The sequence below is a fragment of the Nonomuraea sp. NPDC050227 genome (assembly GCF_044459705.1).
Lineage (GTDB): Bacteria > Actinomycetota > Actinomycetes > Streptosporangiales > Streptosporangiaceae > Nonomuraea.
On sequence record NZ_JBITJF010000006.1, the window covers coordinates 103,675 to 118,284 of the forward strand.

General features: G+C 72.2%; 15 protein-coding genes. 9 read left to right on the forward strand and 6 right to left on the reverse strand.

Going from position 1 to position 14,610, the window contains the following annotated elements:
* Positions 1-2 precede the first annotated feature (2 nt).
* The 5 genes from ACIBK9_RS24000 (at position 3) to ACIBK9_RS24020 (ending at position 8,630) form a co-directional block, all read left to right on the forward strand.
* Complete coding sequence (locus ACIBK9_RS24000; protein WP_397161206.1) at positions 3-1,823, forward strand: UvrD-helicase domain-containing protein; 1,821 nt, start codon at positions 3-5, stop codon at positions 1,821-1,823.
* 48 nt (positions 1,824-1,871) lie between these two features.
* Positions 1,872-3,716, forward strand: coding sequence for a sigma factor-like helix-turn-helix DNA-binding protein (locus ACIBK9_RS24005; RefSeq protein ID WP_352352886.1), 1,845 nt, complete (start codon positions 1,872-1,874; stop codon positions 3,714-3,716).
* Positions 3,717-3,732: 16 nt separating this feature from the next.
* Complete coding sequence (locus tag ACIBK9_RS24010; protein ID WP_397161208.1) at positions 3,733-5,043, forward strand: cysteine--tRNA ligase; 1,311 nt, start codon at positions 3,733-3,735, stop codon at positions 5,041-5,043.
* A 119-nt stretch (positions 5,044-5,162) separates the two neighbouring features.
* Positions 5,163-7,649 carry a penicillin acylase family protein gene (locus tag ACIBK9_RS24015; RefSeq protein WP_397161210.1) on the forward strand — a complete coding sequence of 829 codons (2,487 nt, stop codon included), beginning with the start codon at positions 5,163-5,165 and terminating at the stop codon, positions 7,647-7,649.
* A 129-nt stretch (positions 7,650-7,778) separates the two neighbouring features.
* Positions 7,779-8,630 carry a hypothetical protein gene (locus ACIBK9_RS24020; protein ID WP_397161212.1) on the forward strand — a complete coding sequence of 284 codons (852 nt, stop codon included), beginning with the start codon at positions 7,779-7,781 and terminating at the stop codon, positions 8,628-8,630.
* A 15-nt stretch (positions 8,631-8,645) separates the two neighbouring features.
* Here ACIBK9_RS24020 and ACIBK9_RS24025 read toward each other — a convergent pair whose 3' ends face one another.
* Positions 8,646-9,068 (reverse strand): hypothetical protein, encoded by a 423-nt coding sequence (locus ACIBK9_RS24025; RefSeq protein ID WP_358294402.1) that lies wholly within the window; start codon positions 9,066-9,068, stop codon positions 8,646-8,648.
* Positions 9,069-9,143: 75 nt separating this feature from the next.
* Between ACIBK9_RS24025 and ACIBK9_RS24030 the strand changes: the two genes are divergently transcribed.
* Positions 9,144-10,139, forward strand: coding sequence for a hypothetical protein (locus ACIBK9_RS24030; protein WP_397161214.1), 996 nt, complete (start codon positions 9,144-9,146; stop codon positions 10,137-10,139).
* A gap of 200 nt (positions 10,140-10,339) precedes the next feature.
* On the opposite strand, the gene ACIBK9_RS24035 is transcribed toward ACIBK9_RS24030, so the two are convergent.
* Positions 10,340-11,002 (reverse strand): TetR/AcrR family transcriptional regulator, encoded by a 663-nt coding sequence (locus ACIBK9_RS24035; protein ID WP_397161216.1) that lies wholly within the window; start codon positions 11,000-11,002, stop codon positions 10,340-10,342.
* A gap of 52 nt (positions 11,003-11,054) precedes the next feature.
* Here ACIBK9_RS24035 and ACIBK9_RS24040 point away from each other — a divergent pair, with 52 nt between their 5' ends.
* Together ACIBK9_RS24040 and ACIBK9_RS24045 are read left to right on the forward strand one after the other, a co-directional pair.
* On the forward strand, positions 11,055-11,537 hold the full coding sequence (locus ACIBK9_RS24040) for a VOC family protein (RefSeq protein WP_397161218.1): 483 nt from the start codon (positions 11,055-11,057) through the stop codon (positions 11,535-11,537).
* Positions 11,538-11,547: 10 nt separating this feature from the next.
* Positions 11,548-11,883 carry a hypothetical protein gene (locus tag ACIBK9_RS24045; protein WP_397161220.1) on the forward strand — a complete coding sequence of 112 codons (336 nt, stop codon included), beginning with the start codon at positions 11,548-11,550 and terminating at the stop codon, positions 11,881-11,883.
* Between the two features lie 15 nt (positions 11,884-11,898).
* Here the strand turns inward: ACIBK9_RS24045 and ACIBK9_RS24050 are convergent, their stop codons facing one another.
* Positions 11,899-12,282: a hypothetical protein gene (locus ACIBK9_RS24050; protein ID WP_397161222.1), complete on the reverse strand. Its 384-nt coding sequence runs from the start codon at positions 12,280-12,282 to the stop codon at positions 11,899-11,901.
* 51 nt (positions 12,283-12,333) lie between these two features.
* On the opposite strand from ACIBK9_RS24050, the gene ACIBK9_RS24055 reads away from it, so the two are divergent.
* A complete protein-coding gene (locus ACIBK9_RS24055) occupies positions 12,334-12,696 on the forward strand; it encodes a hypothetical protein (RefSeq protein ID WP_397161224.1) in 363 nt (120 codons plus the stop codon).
* Positions 12,697-12,704: 8 nt separating this feature from the next.
* On the opposite strand, the gene ACIBK9_RS24060 is transcribed toward ACIBK9_RS24055, so the two are convergent.
* From ACIBK9_RS24060 to mshB, 3 genes are read right to left on the reverse strand one after another with little or no spacing between them, the layout of a single operon-like run.
* On the reverse strand, positions 12,705-13,199 hold the full coding sequence (locus ACIBK9_RS24060) for a flavin reductase family protein (protein WP_397161226.1): 495 nt from the start codon (positions 13,197-13,199) through the stop codon (positions 12,705-12,707).
* Between the two features lie 17 nt (positions 13,200-13,216).
* Positions 13,217-13,636 (reverse strand): DUF6113 family protein, encoded by a 420-nt coding sequence (locus tag ACIBK9_RS24065; RefSeq protein WP_358294410.1) that lies wholly within the window; start codon positions 13,634-13,636, stop codon positions 13,217-13,219.
* 11 nt (positions 13,637-13,647) lie between these two features.
* A complete protein-coding gene (gene mshB, locus ACIBK9_RS24070) occupies positions 13,648-14,577 on the reverse strand; it encodes an N-acetyl-1-D-myo-inositol-2-amino-2-deoxy-alpha-D-glucopyranoside deacetylase (protein ID WP_352325601.1) in 930 nt (309 codons plus the stop codon).
* Positions 14,578-14,610 lie beyond the last annotated feature (33 nt).

A 14,610-nucleotide genomic window follows, 5' to 3' on the forward strand; every position in this document is an offset into this window, starting at 1 on the left:
CCGTGCCGCGGCTCGCGATCGGCCCTGACTTTCCAGGGGAGCTCGGCGCACTGGCTCAGCCGGTGCGCAGGGACGCCGTGGTCGCGCTGCGCCGGTTCCTGCTGAACGTGTCCGGAGCCCCGCACCCCGAGCGGGTGCGGGGCTGCCGGGACGCCAAGGTCGCCACGCTGCGCCTGGCCGACGGGCATCGCGGCGTGGTGGTCCGGCAGCGCGACGTCTACTGGCTGCTCGCCGTGCGGCCCGATCCGGAGGCGTGGTCGTACGCCCAGCGTCACCGGTACGGCGTCAACCCCGTGATCGGCGTCGTCGAGGAGTGGGACGCCGAGACTCTGGACCGGGTCGAGCCCGCCTTACGCAGGTCGGCCCGCCCCTCGCGGCTGTTCGAGCAGATCTGCGACGGCGACCTGCTCGCGCTCGGCATCGACGTGCACGCGCTGCCCCTGGTCCGGCTGATCTCCACCGAGGCCGACGTGGCCGCGCTCGAACCGCTGCTGCCGCCCACCCAGTACGCGCCGCTGGCCGTCCTGGCCAGGGGCGGCACGCTGTCGGAGGCGTGGCGGGAGCTGGACAACTGGCGCGCCCGCGACGAGGAGACGGGCGCGATCGACCCCGACGACCTGCACGCGGCGCTGCTGCGCAGCCCGGACCGCGCGGTGTTCGCCGCCGACAAGGTGGAGCTCGACCGGGTGCTCGGGGCCCCGGACTGGTGCACGTTCCTGCACCCGACGCAGCACCGGCTGGCCAGGGCCGGACGGTACGAGCAGCCGGTGCTGGTGGTGGGCGGCGCGGGCACCGGCAAGACGATCATCGCCCTGCACCGGGCGGCCCACCTGGCGGCGCGGGGCAGCGGCCCGGTGCTGCTGGTGACGTTCTCACAGAGCCTGGCCGAGGAGCTGGCCGGCCGGCTGGACGTGCTGATCGACGACGAGACCGTGCGCAAGCGCGTCGAGGTGGACAACGCCGAGCGCCTGGCCGTGCGGATCGTCGCCGACGCGGAGGGACGCCGTCCCGCCCTGGTCGGCCCGGGGGCCCGGTCGCTGGCCCAGCTCACCGACGAGGCGATCAGGCTGCTGTCGATCACGACCGGCGACCTGCTGGACGACGTGGAGCCGGGGCGCAAGCCGTACCGGCACATCGTGGTGGACGAGGCGCAGGACATCAGCCCGGCGCAGTGGCGGCTGCTGCGGGCGGCGGCGCCGCACGCGCACGACGACCTGTTCGTGGTGGGCGACCCGCACCAGCGGGTGACCGACACGCGGGTGGCGCTCGGCGCGGTGGGCATCCCGGCCGTCCAGCACGACCTGCGGATCTCCTACCGGCTGCCGCAGGAGATCCTGTCCTACGTGGTCCGGCTGCGCGGCGGCGGCCCGGCGAACGGCCTGGTCAAGGGCGTGGCCGAGCTGTTCGGCTACCGCGCCACGCACAACGGCCGGCGGCCGGTGGTCCGGGCGTACGACACACCCGAGTCCGAACTGGCCGGGCTGCGGGCCACGGTCGGCGGCTGGCTGGCGGACGGCGTGCCGGAGGGCGAGATCGCCGTCGGGGCGCGCACCCCCACGCTGGTCCGGGCCGCCCGGGAGGCGCTGGACGGGCTGGACGTGCGCGTGGCGACCTTCCAGCATCTGAAGGGCCTGGAGTTCGAACGGGTGGCGCTCGTCGGCGTGGCGGAGGGCGTGGTGCCCGGGCCGCTGCCCGCGGAGCCGGCCGCGCGGGCTCGGGCGCTGCAACGCGAGCGGAGCATACTGTTCGTCGCCTGCACACGGGCCCGAACGATGCTCTATATCTCGCATTCCGGAAGGGGGAGCCCATTTCTGTCCCCCTGATCACATAGTCTGAACTGCGGATATCTTCCCTTTGCCGGTTGGACCTCAATGAACCTCAGCCTGAGCGACCTCGCGCCACCCCTGCGCTGGACCTCCCCTGGTCAGATCGCGCCGATCGTGGAGGAGCCCCAGCTGCCCGAGGCCTGGTGGCAGGCGATCCCCCTCGACCGCGCGTGCGCGATCGTCGGGACGCAGACCGTGGCGGGCCACCTGGCCGATCTGGCCGTGGCCTGCTGGGGGCACCTGCTGCTCGGCGACATCCTGCCGCTGCTGCGTTTCTCCGACCCCGCCGAGGCCGAGCGCACGCCGGAGTCTCTGGGCAAGGACGTGGTGCAGAAGCTGTTCACCGGTGTGTTCGAGCGGCTGCTCGAACCCGCGCCCGCCGCCCTGCCCGTCCCGGCCCGGCCCGACAAACCCCTTCCCGAGCTGATCGACGCGGTGTTCGCCGCGCTCGACGACCGGCAGCGCGCCATCGCCCGCGACCGGCTCTACGCGGCGCAGCGCGCCACGCTCGACGAGCTGGCGCAGCGTTTCTCGGTCACCCGCGAGCGGATCAGGCAGATCGAGCGGGACCTGCGCGACCACGTGGAGGCCTGGCTGGGCTCGCCTGAGGCGGCGGGGCTGGTGGCGCACGTGACGTGGCTGAGGGGCAGGCTGGGGTCGGCGGTCCCGGCCGACGACCTCGCGGCCGCCGTGCCGTGGCACCGCGGCGACCTGCGCACGCTGGGCATCCCCGCGTGGCGGTTCGTCCGCACGCTGCTGACCGGCTACGAGCAGGCCGACGGGTGGCTGGTCTCCGGCGGGGCCGACGAGCTGCGGGAGAAGACGCGGCAGCTGTTCACCGACGGGCCGCGGCCGCTCGACGAGGCGGTGTCCATGGTGGCCCAGCTCGGCGTCCGCGAGGACGTCGCCGAGCGGTGGATCCTCGCCGTGCCGCAGCTTCGGGTGCTCGGCCGGCACGTGGTGCCCTGGCCGCGCAGCATCAACGAGAAGGCCGAGGCGGTGCTGGCGGTGGCGGGCACGCCGCTGTCGCCCGAGGAGATCCAGGAACGCATCGGCGAGGACTACAGCCTGGTCGGCATCCGCAACCAGCTCACCGCCGACGAGCGCTTCCGCCGGGTGGACCGGAACAAGTACGGGCTGACCAGGTGGGGCGGCGACGAGTACCTGGGCATCAGGGAGATGATCTCCAGGGAGATCGAGCGAGCCGGCGGCGAGGCCTCGGTGAGCACGATCGTGACGAACCTGACCTCCCGCTACGACGTGAGCGAGAGCTCGGTGCGCGCCTACTCGGGCGGCCCCGGGTTCGAGCGCACGCAGCGGGGCTGGATCAGGGTGGCCGGAACGTCGCCGACCGGGGAGTCGGAGCCGTACCAGCCGCGCAAGGACGTCTCGGAGACGCGGCGCAGCTTCCGCTCCCGCGACGGCCGGTGGTGGCACCGCGTGGACGTCAACGCCGAGCACCTGCGCGGGTCGGGCTCGCCCCTGCCGACCGGGTTCGCCGCCTACCTGGGCATGGCTCCCGGCGGGTCGCTGACCGCCTCGACGCCATCTGGCGACGTGGTGATCAGCTGGCACAACCAGCCGACCATGGGGTCGATCCGCAACGTGCTGGCCGACTTCAAGGCGAGCGAGGGCGACCACGTGTTCCTGACCGTCTCCGACGGCGGCGAGCTGCTGACCCGCTACCTGCCCGCGGCCGCCGTGGCGATGCCGCCGCTGAACCGTGCGCTCTACCTCATCGGCTACACCGCACCGGTGCACTCCGAGATGGAGGGGCTGCGGCTGATCGGGGCCCGCATCGGGCTGCCCGACACGGCCACCCGCGAGGAGGTGCTGGCCCGGCTGCGCGAGCGCGGGGACCGGGACATCCTCGGCTTCCTCGGCGGCTGAGGGCTAGGCTCGGGTGATGTTGCGGATCCACGACACCCGGGCCAGGCAGGTCGAGGAGATCTCGGGCGGGCGGGCGGTGCGCGTGTACACGTGCGGGCCGGCGCTGCACCGCCGCGTCCATCTGGGCGACCTGCGCACGTACGTGCTGTCCGACCTGGTCAGGAGGGTCCTGGAGGGGCGGCGTACCCGGGTCGTGGCCTGCCGGCACGTCGCCGACCTCGGGCGTCCCGACGGTGAGGCCGGGGGGACGGTCCGCGCTCACGAGGACGCGTTCGTCGACGACGCGGCCGCGCTCAACCTGCGGCCGCCGGAGCACGCGCCGCGCGCCGGGGAGACGGTCGACCTGATGATCGAGCTGATCGCCGGGCTCGTCGAGCGCGGGCACGCCTACCCGGCGCCGGACGGCTCGGTGTACTTCGACGTACGGACGTTCCCGGCGTACGGCGAGATCTCCGGCACCGGCCTGGACGACCTCAAGCCCGCCGACCCGGTCGCCGCCGATCCGCACCGGCGTTTCCACGCCGACTGGGCCCTGTGGCGGCCCGCCGACGGCGACCAGGGCCGGGACGCGCCCTGGGGCCGGGGCCTGCCCGGCCCGCACGTGGCGTGCTCGGCGCTGTCGCTGCGTTTCCTCGGCGAACGGATCGACCTGCACGTCGGCGACGCCGCCCGGTGCTTCCCGCACCACGAGGCCGAGCGCGCCCAGTCGGACGCGGCGACCGGCCACGAGGTGGTGCGCCACTGGGTGCACGGCGAGCGCCCGCTGTTCGACGGGCGCGAGATGGCGGAGTCCGCGGGCGAGGCGGTGCTGCTGTCCGACGTGGTGGCGGCCGGGCTCGACCCGCTGGCGGCGCGCCTGGCCTTCCTCGGGCACCGCTACCGGGAGCGGCTCGACCTCTCCTGGGACGTCCTGCGGGCCGCCGACCGCACGGTGCGGCGGTGGCGGGCGCGGGTGGCCGAGTGGTCGGAGTCGCCCAGCGCGCCCATGGCCGCGTCGTACGCCGAGCGCGTCGGGGCGGCCCTCGACGACGACCTGGACACCCCGGCGGCGCTGGCCGTCCTGCGGGAGCTGGAGCTGGACGAGTCGGTGGCGCCCGGGTCGAAGTTCGAGACGTTCCTGCACCTGGACCAGGTGCTGGCGCTCGACCTGTCCACGGAGATCGGCAAGCCGCGGGTGCCGCCCGCCGGGGCCGGCGAGCTGCTGGCGCAGCGGGAGCGGGCGGTGGCGGCCAACGACTGGGCGGCGGCCGACCGGCTCCGGGACGAGCTGGCCGACCTGGGGGTTCGCGTCACCGACACCCCGGAGGGGCAGAGCTGGGCTCTCTGATCGGGAGCCCTCCGCGCGAGGCCGCTCCGGCCGTCTGAAACGGCTGGAGCAGTGAGCCGGTACTGCCAGACTTGTTCCAGTTCGGCAAGATGGAGGTATCGGTGAGACCCTTTGCGTGGATGCCGTGGCCTTTCCGGTGGTTCGCCCGGGTGTTGACCGTGCTTCTCGTGCTGGCGCTCGTGCTGGCCGGGGTCCTGGTGTACACGGTGCGGAAGTCGTTCCCGCAGGTGGACGGGACGCTGCGGCTGCCCGGTCTGGCCGGGAAGGTCGAGATTTATCGCGATAAATCGGGGATTCCGCATATCTATGCCGACACTGCGGCCGACCTGTTCATGGCGCAGGGCTTCGTCCACGCCCAGGACCGGTTCTTCGAGATGGACTTCCGCCGCCACACCACCGCCGGACGGCTCTCCGAGCTGTTCGGCAAGGCCACGCTCGGCAACGACAAGGCGCTGCGGACCATGGGCTGGCGCCGGGTGGCCGAGCAGGAGCTGCCCGCCCTCGACCGGCAGACCCAGGACTTCCTGGCCGCGTACGCCAAGGGCGTGAACGCCTGGCTGGACGCCAACCCCAACGCCTCCGACCGCAGCCTCGAATACTCGGTGCTCAAGCTGCAGAACGGCGAGTACCGGCCGGAGCGGTGGACCGCGGTCGACTCCGTCGCCTGGCTGAAGGCCATGGCGTGGGACCTGCGCTCCAACATGGAGGACGAGATCGACCGCGCCCTGGCGCTGACCAAGCTGCCCAAGGAGCGCGTCGAGCAGCTCTACCCCGGCTACCCGTACGACCGCCACTCCCCGATCGTCGGCCAGGGCGCGCTCTCCCAGGGCCGCTACGACCAGCAGGCCGAGCCGCGGACCGGCGGCGTGCGCGCGCTCTCCCAGGCCGCCGCGACGCTCGACGCCGTGCCGAGCACGATGAGCAGCGAGGAGCGCGAGGGCATCGGCTCCAACTCGTGGGTGGTCTCCGGCGCGCACACCACCAGCGGCAAGCCGCTGCTGGCCAACGACCCGCACCTGTCCCCGCAGATGCCGTCCGTCTGGTACCAGGCCGGGCTGCACTGCAGGAAGCTGTCCGAGCAGTGCCCGTACGACGTCACGGGGTTCACCTTCTCCGGCGTGCCCGGCGTGATCATCGGGCACAACGACAAGATCGCGTGGGGGTTCACGAACCTCGGGCCGGACGTGGCTGACCTCTTCCTGGAGAAGGTGGACGGCGACACGTACCTGTACAAGGGCGAGCAGGTCAAGCTCGAGACGCGGCAGGAGCAGATCAAGGTCGCCGGCGGCGACCCCGTCACGATCACCGTGAAGAGCACCCGGCACGGCCCGCTGATCAACGAGGTGATGGCGGACGCCCGGCCGAGCGGCGAGGCGAACGCCGTGGCCCTGCAATGGACCGCCCTCACCCCCGGCAGGACCGTGGACGCGATCTTCGCGCTCAACAAGGCGGGCGACTGGCCCGAGTTCCGCTCGGCGGCGGCGCTGTTCGAGGTGCCGTCCCAGAACCTGATCTACGCCGACACCAGCGGCAAGATCGGCTACCAGGCGCCCGGGCGCATCCCCGTACGGGAGAAGGGCGACGGCGCCTGGCCGGTGCCCGGCTGGACCGGCGAGTACGACTGGAAGGCCGCGCCCATCCCCTACGACCAGCTGCCCACGGTGGAGGACCCGGCCGAGGGGTTCGTCGTCACGGCGAACAACGCCGTCATCGACCCCCGCCGCTACCAGCCGCTGCTGACCAAGGACTGGTCCTACGGCTACCGCTCCCAGCGCATCCGCGAGCTCATCGAGTCCGCGATCGCCAAGGGCAAGATCGACGCCGGGACGATGTCGGACATCCAGCAGGACACCTCCAACGAGTTCGCCGAAACGCTGGTGCCCGCGCTGCTGCGGGTGGACCTGGCCGGTCCCGCCCGCCAGGCCCGCGAACTGCTGCGCACGTGGGACCACTCCCAGGGGCTCGACTCCGCCCCCGCCGCCTACTACAACGCGGTGTGGCGGCACCTGCTCATGCTCACGTTCGACGACGACCTGCCCGAGCAGGTGTGGCCCGGTGGCGGCGACCGCTGGTACGACGTGGTCGCCAACCTGCTCACCGCCCCCGACGACCCTTTCTGGGACGACGTGACCACCAAGAACCTCACCGAGACCCGCGACGACATGCTGCGGCAGGCGATGGCCTCGGCCTACCACGAGCTGTCGGAGCTGTTCGGCACCGACGTCAGGTCCTGGAAGTGGGGCGACCTGCACCAGCTCGAACTGGTCAACGGCACGCTCGGCACGTCGGGCCTCGCGCCCGTGGAGGCGCTGTTCAACCGCGGCCCGTTCGCCGTGCCCGGGAACAAGGACGCGGTGAACGCGACCGGGTGGAACGTGCAGAAGGGGTACGGGGTCACGGCGGTGCCGTCGATGCGCATGGTCGTCGACCTGGCGGACCTGGACAAGTCCCGCTGGATCAACCTGACGGGCGCCTCGGGGCACGCCTTCCACGACAACTACTGGGACCAGGCCGAGGCGTGGGCGCGGGGCGATCTGCTCCCGATGTACTCCAAGCCCGAGTCGGTGAAGAACGCCGCCGTCCACACCCTCACCCTCACCCCCTGACCCCGGGGCCACGTCCCGGCCTCCAGGGGGCGGGAGGACCTGCGCGGGCCCGGCGTACGACCGTGGGTGTAGTCGAAGGCCAGACCGTGGTCCGACGCGCCGGGCCCCGGCCGCTGTCAGCATGGCCGCATGACTCGCCTCCGGTACTCCGATCGCCTCTGGTACTCCGTCGGGATCTTCCTCCTGCTCGTGGGCCTGGCGCACCTGGGCGTGCTCGTCGTGGCCGGCGGCCCGTGGGAGGGGGCCGTGTCGTGGCGCAAGCCGTTCACGTTCGGGGTGTCGTTCGGGTTGAGCGTGCTGACCCTGACCTGGGTGTCCCAGTGGTTACGGCTGCGTGCCCGCACGTTCGTCCTCGGGGCGTTCGCGGCGGCCTCCACGGTCGAGGTGGCGCTGATCACCCTTCAGGCGTGGCGCGGGGTGCCGTCCCACTTCAACATGGAGACCCCCCTCGACACGGCCATCGCCCGCACGCTGGCCGCGTTCGGCATCACGCTCATCGTCCTCGCGATCACCATGACGATCGCCGCCTTCCGCCCGGCGCCGGAGGTCGCCCCGAGCACCCGTCTGGCCGTACGGGCCGGCTTCGCCACGCTGCTGGCGTCCATGGTCTTCGGCGGCGTGATGATCGCCCGTGGCGTCGTGGCGGTGATGACGGGCAACCAGCAGCTCGCCTACACGGTGGCCACCGCGCTCAAACCGGCCCACGCCGTGCTCATGCACGGGGTGCTCCTCCTGCCGGCCCTGTCCTGGCTGCTGTCCCGCACGCTCCCGTCCGAGGGCGCGCGGCTGCGAGCCGTACGCCTGGCCACCTGGGCGTACGTCGCGGTAGCCGCGCTGGTGTCCGGCCTGGCCGTGGCGGGGGTGGCGGTCGTGGGGCCATCCACGGCGTCGGTGTTGTCGGCCGGGGCGATCTCGGCCCTGGCCATCGCGGCGGTCGCGCTGGGCCGGTTCAGCCCCCGCCTCGGCCAGGCGAAACATTGAGGCCGGGGTAATGGGTCAGCCGTTATGCCGTCGCCGCCGCCACCACACGGGCGCGCGCGGGTAACCACCGTCGTCCAGGTCGGCCAGCCGCTCGAACACGTTGTACGACGCCTGATGCCCGCACACGACCACCGACACGAGCATGGCCAGCAGGTAGAGCGGGAGCATCGGCAGTCCGGCGCAGCAGGCCCACTGGGTGGCGTGCCGTGCTTCGTGCCGGATGAGCCGGTCGTCCAGCTCGTCCTGCCTGGTCAGGACGACGTTCCCCACCGTGAACGCGCCCGCGACGGGAAAGCGGTAGCGGTAGCCGAAGGCGAGGATGAGCCCGTCGGGGCCGGGCCGGCGGGCCGCGCCGCCGACGATCGAGATGAGGAGGCCGAGCGGGGTGGCGAGGTTCACATAGTTCACCGCCCGCCGGAACCGATAGCGCCTGTTCATGCGTCTCAGTCTTGACCAATCTTGACAAGTCGGAATAATGATCTGCGTCCTGAAATCTCCCACAAGAGCAGGATTATGAGATTCTCCATCCTGGGCGCGCTGCTCGGCGCTGTTGCACTGGCCGGAGCCGGCGGAGTCGCGATCACCCAGACATCAGCCACCGATCCCCTACGTTCCACCGATTCTCCTTCCGGCGCGCAGGTGGCGTTACCCGTCGCCGCGACCCCGACGGCGACGCCCACGGCGACGCCCTCGGTCGGGGATTACACCGCCACGACGAAGGTGGTCAAGAAGAAGGGCGTCTCGTACTTGAATGTGTCCGTCAAGTACGACGGAGCGGCCCGCTTCACCGTGAAGCAGAAGGTGTGCAGGAGCCAGTCCTGCAGGAGCGCCACCGCCCAGTTCCCCGTCACCACCGGGGCCGGGCAGACCACGAAGAAGCTGGGCAAGGGCACGTACAAGGCGAGGGGCAAGCCGGCCGTCAAGGTCAAGCCGCTCCCCTGGCCGACCCGCACCGTGACGGTCTCGCCGACCGCCACGCCGACCGCCACGGCCGCGCCGAGCGCGACGGCGACCGTGACGTCCACGGTGACCGAGCAGGCCACGGTGACCGCCACGGTGACCCAGCCGGGCCCGACCGTGACCGTGCCCGGTCCGACGGTGACCGTGCCGGGGCCGACGGAGACGGTGACGTACACCTGTCAGCCCGCCCCGCCGACGACCCCGCTTCCGCCGTCCGAACCGCCGACCGCCACGCCGTCGCCCTCGGTCTCGGAATCCCCGGAAGTCCCGGACGCCCCGGCCCAGGCCCCCGCCCCACCGGCGAGCGACACCCCGACCCCCACCCCGACTCCGACTCCGACTCCGACCGCGACGGACATCCCGACCGACACCCCCACCGGCGCCCCGACCGACGTCCCCACGGACGTCCCGACGGACATCCCGACGTGCGCGCCGCCCACGGATCTCCCCTCCGAGACCCCGACCCCGACCCCGACCCCGACCGCGACCTCCACGGACACCGGCACCCCCACCGGCACCCCCACCCCGCCGGAGCCCCCCACCCAGTAACCCCCGACCGACACAACGCATGATTCAGGCCAGGCCCCAGCGCCTGGCCTGAATCATGTCCTTCTGCCCCACAACCCACCGCAACGGCCCTCTCACATCCGGGACGCCGCACCACCGCTGAACCAGCCCGCCAACCCCGTAGGGACGCCGCGCCACCGCTCCCATCCCTCCGGCTCGTGACCGGGTACGCCCCGGGTCGGTCAGTGCGGGGCGTTTGTGGGGTGGGGTGGTGGGGTGGGGGTCAGCAGGCGGGTGAGGGTTTCGGTCAGCCAGCGTTCGTAGGCGTCGGCGTCCCAGCTCAGCATCTCCCGCCCCAGCAGGTACGTCTCCGCGTGCACCAGGACGGCGGTGGTGTCGGTCAGCCAGTCGAGATCGTGCCCGCCCGCCAGAAGCCCGTCGGCGGCCATCTTGTCCCAGAAGGCGCGCATGTTCGCGCGGGTGGCCTCGCGCCCGGCCCGGGTGGCGGCGGCCAGGTCCGGCTCGGTGGGAGCGGCCTGCAGGGCGACGGCCAGCAGGTCGCCGGCGCGTTCGGCCATCTGGCGGCTGCCCCCGGCCAGGGCGGCGATGCGCTCCTCGGCGGTGGGGGCGGTGCCGGCGCGGACGTACCAGTCGCGGCCGGTGATGTCGACGGCGGCCCCGTCACCGGCGAAGGCGACGTCGACGCAGCGTTTGAGCAGCGCGGCCTTGGTGCCGAAGCGCAGGTAGACGGTACGGTCCCCGACCTGGGCGGACTGGGCGACGGCGGTCAGGGTGGTGGCCGCGTAACCGTTGCGGAGGAACAGCTCGGTGGCGGCGGTCAGGATCTTCTCCTCGGTGGCGGCGATGCGGGCGGCGCGCAGATCACGCTTGACGGGCTCCGACATAAAATGCAGTATAACTGCATCGATGCAGTGCAACTGCAAGGAGGGGATTGCCGTGTCGCACCTCCCGCGCCTGGACGGCGTGCACCACCTCAAGCTCCCGGTCACCGACCTGGACCGTTCCCTGGCCTGGTACCGCTCCCGGTTCGGGTACGAGATCGACATCGAGTTCGTCGAGGAGGGCGTGCCGATGGGCTACGCGCTCGCCCATCCGGCCGGCGGTCCCGTACTGGCGCTGCGGCTGGACCCGGACCGGGCCAGGGCCGCCGCGGGCTTCGACTACTTCGCCATCGGCGTCCCGGACAAGCAGGCCATCGAGGAACTGGCCGCTCACCTGACCACGCTCGGCGACAGCCACGCCGGCGTGCACGAGGCGACCATCGGCTGGATCCTGCCCGGCCTGCACGACCCGGACGGCCACGAGATCCGCTTCTACACCACGCAGCCGCTTCCGCCGCGCGAGCGGGCCGTCCCCACCGCCGCCGACGCGGACGAGGAGCGTCGCAGCAGCGGCACCCGTCCGGCCGAGACCTCCTGAGGAGCGCGCCATGACCGTGGTCCGCAACCAGGACGGCCGGCTGGAGGTCTTCGCCCGCGGCCAGGACACCCGCCTGTGGCACAGCTGGCAGCGGCACGAGGGCGGCTGGTCGCAGTGGGAACCGCTCGCGGACGGAGGGCTGGAGAACGACTGGCACCGCCCGCTGGGCACCTTCCCCACCGTCGGGCAGAACCACGACGGCAGGCTGGAGACGATCGTGATCGCCTCGGACGGCCGCAGCCCCGTGCACTCCTGGCAGCACGAGCCCAACGGCGACTGGGCCAAGTGGCAGAGCCTCGAAGGCTGGTCGGTACGCGCCCTGGGCCCGGGCTTCCGCGAGTTCTGAACCCGGCCGGTCACCTCACAGAGCGGGACCGAGCGGCGCTGCGGGCGGAACGCCGCCCGGCCCTTCCTTGAGCTCGACGAAGATCGCATGCGACTCGGTGTCGCCGATGTTCCGCCCCGCGTGCTCCTGCGCGCCGACCCACCGCGCCTGCCCCGCCTCCAGGTCCAGCTCGACCTCTCGCGCGCCCGAGGTGAGGCGGCGGCTGAAGGACGACAACGTGACCATCACGCTGTCGGGATGGCCGTGCGGGCTGGTCGAGTCGCCGGGCCGGTCGCGGTAGCGCAGCACCCTGACCCGTTCGTTCTCGAAGATCACCGTGTACAGACCGGGGTTCGTGACCACTGGATCGGCGCTCATGGACTGGTCGAGGCCGCCCGCCGCCTGCTGACCGCCGCGCACCCGCGGATCGAGCAGACCTCCCTGCTCCCCCCGGACCCGCCCGCCGACCCCGTGGCGCGCCTGGACCTGGTGATGACCGCCTTCACCCGGCTCACCCTCGACTGGGAACCACAGCTGCGCGCCTCGCTGCGCCTGTCCCTGCGACCGGGCGCCGAACAGCCGCACCTGCGCGGCGGCCGGGCCATCGGCTGGATCGAGGACGCCCTCGCCCCGCTCCGCGACACCCACCCCGGCCTGGACCTCCACCACCTGGCGGTGGCCATCCGCGCTGCGACCGGCATCGAGTCGCTGGTCTGGCTCACCGACATCGCCGGATACCCCCGGCAACAGGCGGTCGAGACCATGTGCTCGTCGGCGCGGGCGCTCCTGGTCGCCGCCCTCGACCGGCACGACCGCCGCACCGGGCAGGCGTAGCCGCGGCGTCAGAGGTTCTTGTAGCGGCCGTCGTGGTAAAGCAGCGGCGAGCCGTCCGCGGGGGTGCCGAGGGCCGTCACCCGGCCGAGCACGATGGAGTGGTCGCCGCCGTCGTACACCGCGGTCGTGGCGACCTCGACCGTGGCCAGGGCGCCGGTGAACAGGGCCACTCCCGACTCCCCGCGATGGTGCTCCCACCGGGCCAGTTGCCCGTTCAGCGGACGGCCGCGGTGGGCAAAGAAGCGGGAGGCGTCCTCCATCGAGGCGTGCAGCACCGACACGCCCCACACCCCGGCCTCGATCACGGCGTCGTGGAAACGGGCCACCTTCTCGGCGCAGAAGAGCACGAGCAGGGGGTCGAGCGACACCGACGTGAAGGAGTTGACGGTCATCGCGTGGTCCACACCGCCGAGCCGGGTCGTGACGATCGCGACTCCCGTGGCGAAGCGGCCGACGACCTTACGGTAGTTTCCCGGGTCCACATGCCGCTCTATGGAATGCACGACGTTACTTTATGCCTCTACGTCGGATTCTTTGGAGGTGGGTATCCCCGCAACAACCACGAACCCCCACCGGATGAGGGCGAGCACAGGAACGCCACCACGAGAGCCAGCAATCCGCCATACAGGTAGACGTACCCCGCCGCACCCTGAGAGATCACCAGATCTCCGGCACTGAGTTCGAGCGTGAACGGCATCGTCACCAGCAGCCAGCCGAGCCCGACCGCGAACGCGGCGAGCTTCGTCCGCATGAGCCTGGCCGCCCCCAGCGGAAGGAGGAACAGCGCGAGCACCCACCCGATCGCCACCCACGGAACGGCGCCCAGCTGGTCGAGCGCGTGCGTGAACCCGCCGACGACGCCGAGCACGACACCCAGCACGAACAGCATGCCGTACGCCGCCCCGCCCAGCGCCGACTCCGCCTGGCTGCGATGTTCCATGGGGAACGAGGTTAGTGGATGCCCGCGAAGAGATCGTTCTCGCGGTTGTGCGGCTCGCCGAGCCCACCGGCGTCGACCGGCGGCCCGGGCACCGGCCGGCCGGGCACGCCGATGGCCAGGACGAAGTGCTCCACGCCGAGCACCTCCTGCCCGATGTTGTTGGACAGGGCGTACCAGGGGCCGTCGACGGTGATCTGGGTGGCGTGGGCGCGCATGGCCTCCCGCTTGTTGCCGACCCAGGGGCGGGCGTCGATCTCGGTGGTGATGTCCTCGTCGGGGCTGCCGAAGGGGATGTCGTCGACGTCCTCGACGAGGAAGCCGGTGCCGGAGCCGGGCAGCGCCTCGGCCGTGCGCCGCATGACGGACCTGGGCACGGCCGTGTGGTAGAACTTCGCGATCTGCCACGGCTCGTCCTGGCGCGGGGCGGGCCGGCCGCCCGGGACGTAGTCGGGCTTGGCGGCCAGCTCGAAGGCGCGGCGGGCCACCCGGTGGGCCTGGATGTGGTCGGGATGGCCGTAGAAGCCGTTGGCGTCGTAGGTCACCAGGACCTGCGGGCGCACCTCGCGGATGACCTTGACCAGCTCGCCGGCCGCCTCGTCGAGGTCGGCCTGCCAGAAGGCGTTGGGACGGTCGTTGGTCGCGACGCCCATCATGCCGGAGTCGCGCCAGCGTCCGGGCGAGCCGAGGAAGCGGTGGTCCTCGACGCCGAGCGCCTGGCAGGCCGCCGCCAGCTCCCCGATCCGGTACGGCCCGAGCAGGTCGTCGCGGTCGGCCGCCAGGTGGGCGAGGTCGGCGGGGATGACCTCCCCCTCCTCCCCCAGCGTGCAGGTCACCAGCGTGACGTGGGCGCCTTCCGCGACGTATTTGGCCATGGTCGCGCCGGTGCCGATCGACTCGTCGTCCGGATGGGCGTGCACGAGCAGGAGGCGGCGATCAGTCATAGTCATGAGCGTAACAATGGCTGGATACTGGCA

What these genes read in the sequence shown, in the direction of transcription:
- ACIBK9_RS24005 (WP_352352886.1), top strand. Translation starts at nt 1,872, where the DNA reads ATGAACCTCAGCCTGAGCGACCTCGCGCCACCCCTGCGCTGGACCTCC.
- ACIBK9_RS24010 (WP_397161208.1), top strand. Translation starts at nt 3,733, where the DNA reads ATGTTGCGGATCCACGACACCCGGGCCAGGCAGGTCGAGGAGATCTCG.
- ACIBK9_RS24015 (WP_397161210.1), top strand. Translation starts at nt 5,163, where the DNA reads ATGCCGTGGCCTTTCCGGTGGTTCGCCCGGGTGTTGACCGTGCTTCTC.
- ACIBK9_RS24020 (WP_397161212.1), top strand. Translation starts at nt 7,779, where the DNA reads ATGACTCGCCTCCGGTACTCCGATCGCCTCTGGTACTCCGTCGGGATC.
- ACIBK9_RS24025 (WP_358294402.1), bottom strand. Translation starts at nt 9,068, where the DNA reads ATGAACAGGCGCTATCGGTTCCGGCGGGCGGTGAACTATGTGAACCTC.
- ACIBK9_RS24030 (WP_397161214.1), top strand. Translation starts at nt 9,144, where the DNA reads ATGAGATTCTCCATCCTGGGCGCGCTGCTCGGCGCTGTTGCACTGGCC.
- ACIBK9_RS24035 (WP_397161216.1), bottom strand. Translation starts at nt 11,002, where the DNA reads ATGTCGGAGCCCGTCAAGCGTGATCTGCGCGCCGCCCGCATCGCCGCC.
- ACIBK9_RS24045 (WP_397161220.1), top strand. Translation starts at nt 11,548, where the DNA reads ATGACCGTGGTCCGCAACCAGGACGGCCGGCTGGAGGTCTTCGCCCGC.
- ACIBK9_RS24065 (WP_358294410.1), bottom strand. Translation starts at nt 13,636, where the DNA reads ATGGAACATCGCAGCCAGGCGGAGTCGGCGCTGGGCGGGGCGGCGTAC.
- mshB (WP_352325601.1), bottom strand. Translation starts at nt 14,577, where the DNA reads ATGACTGATCGCCGCCTCCTGCTCGTGCACGCCCATCCGGACGACGAG.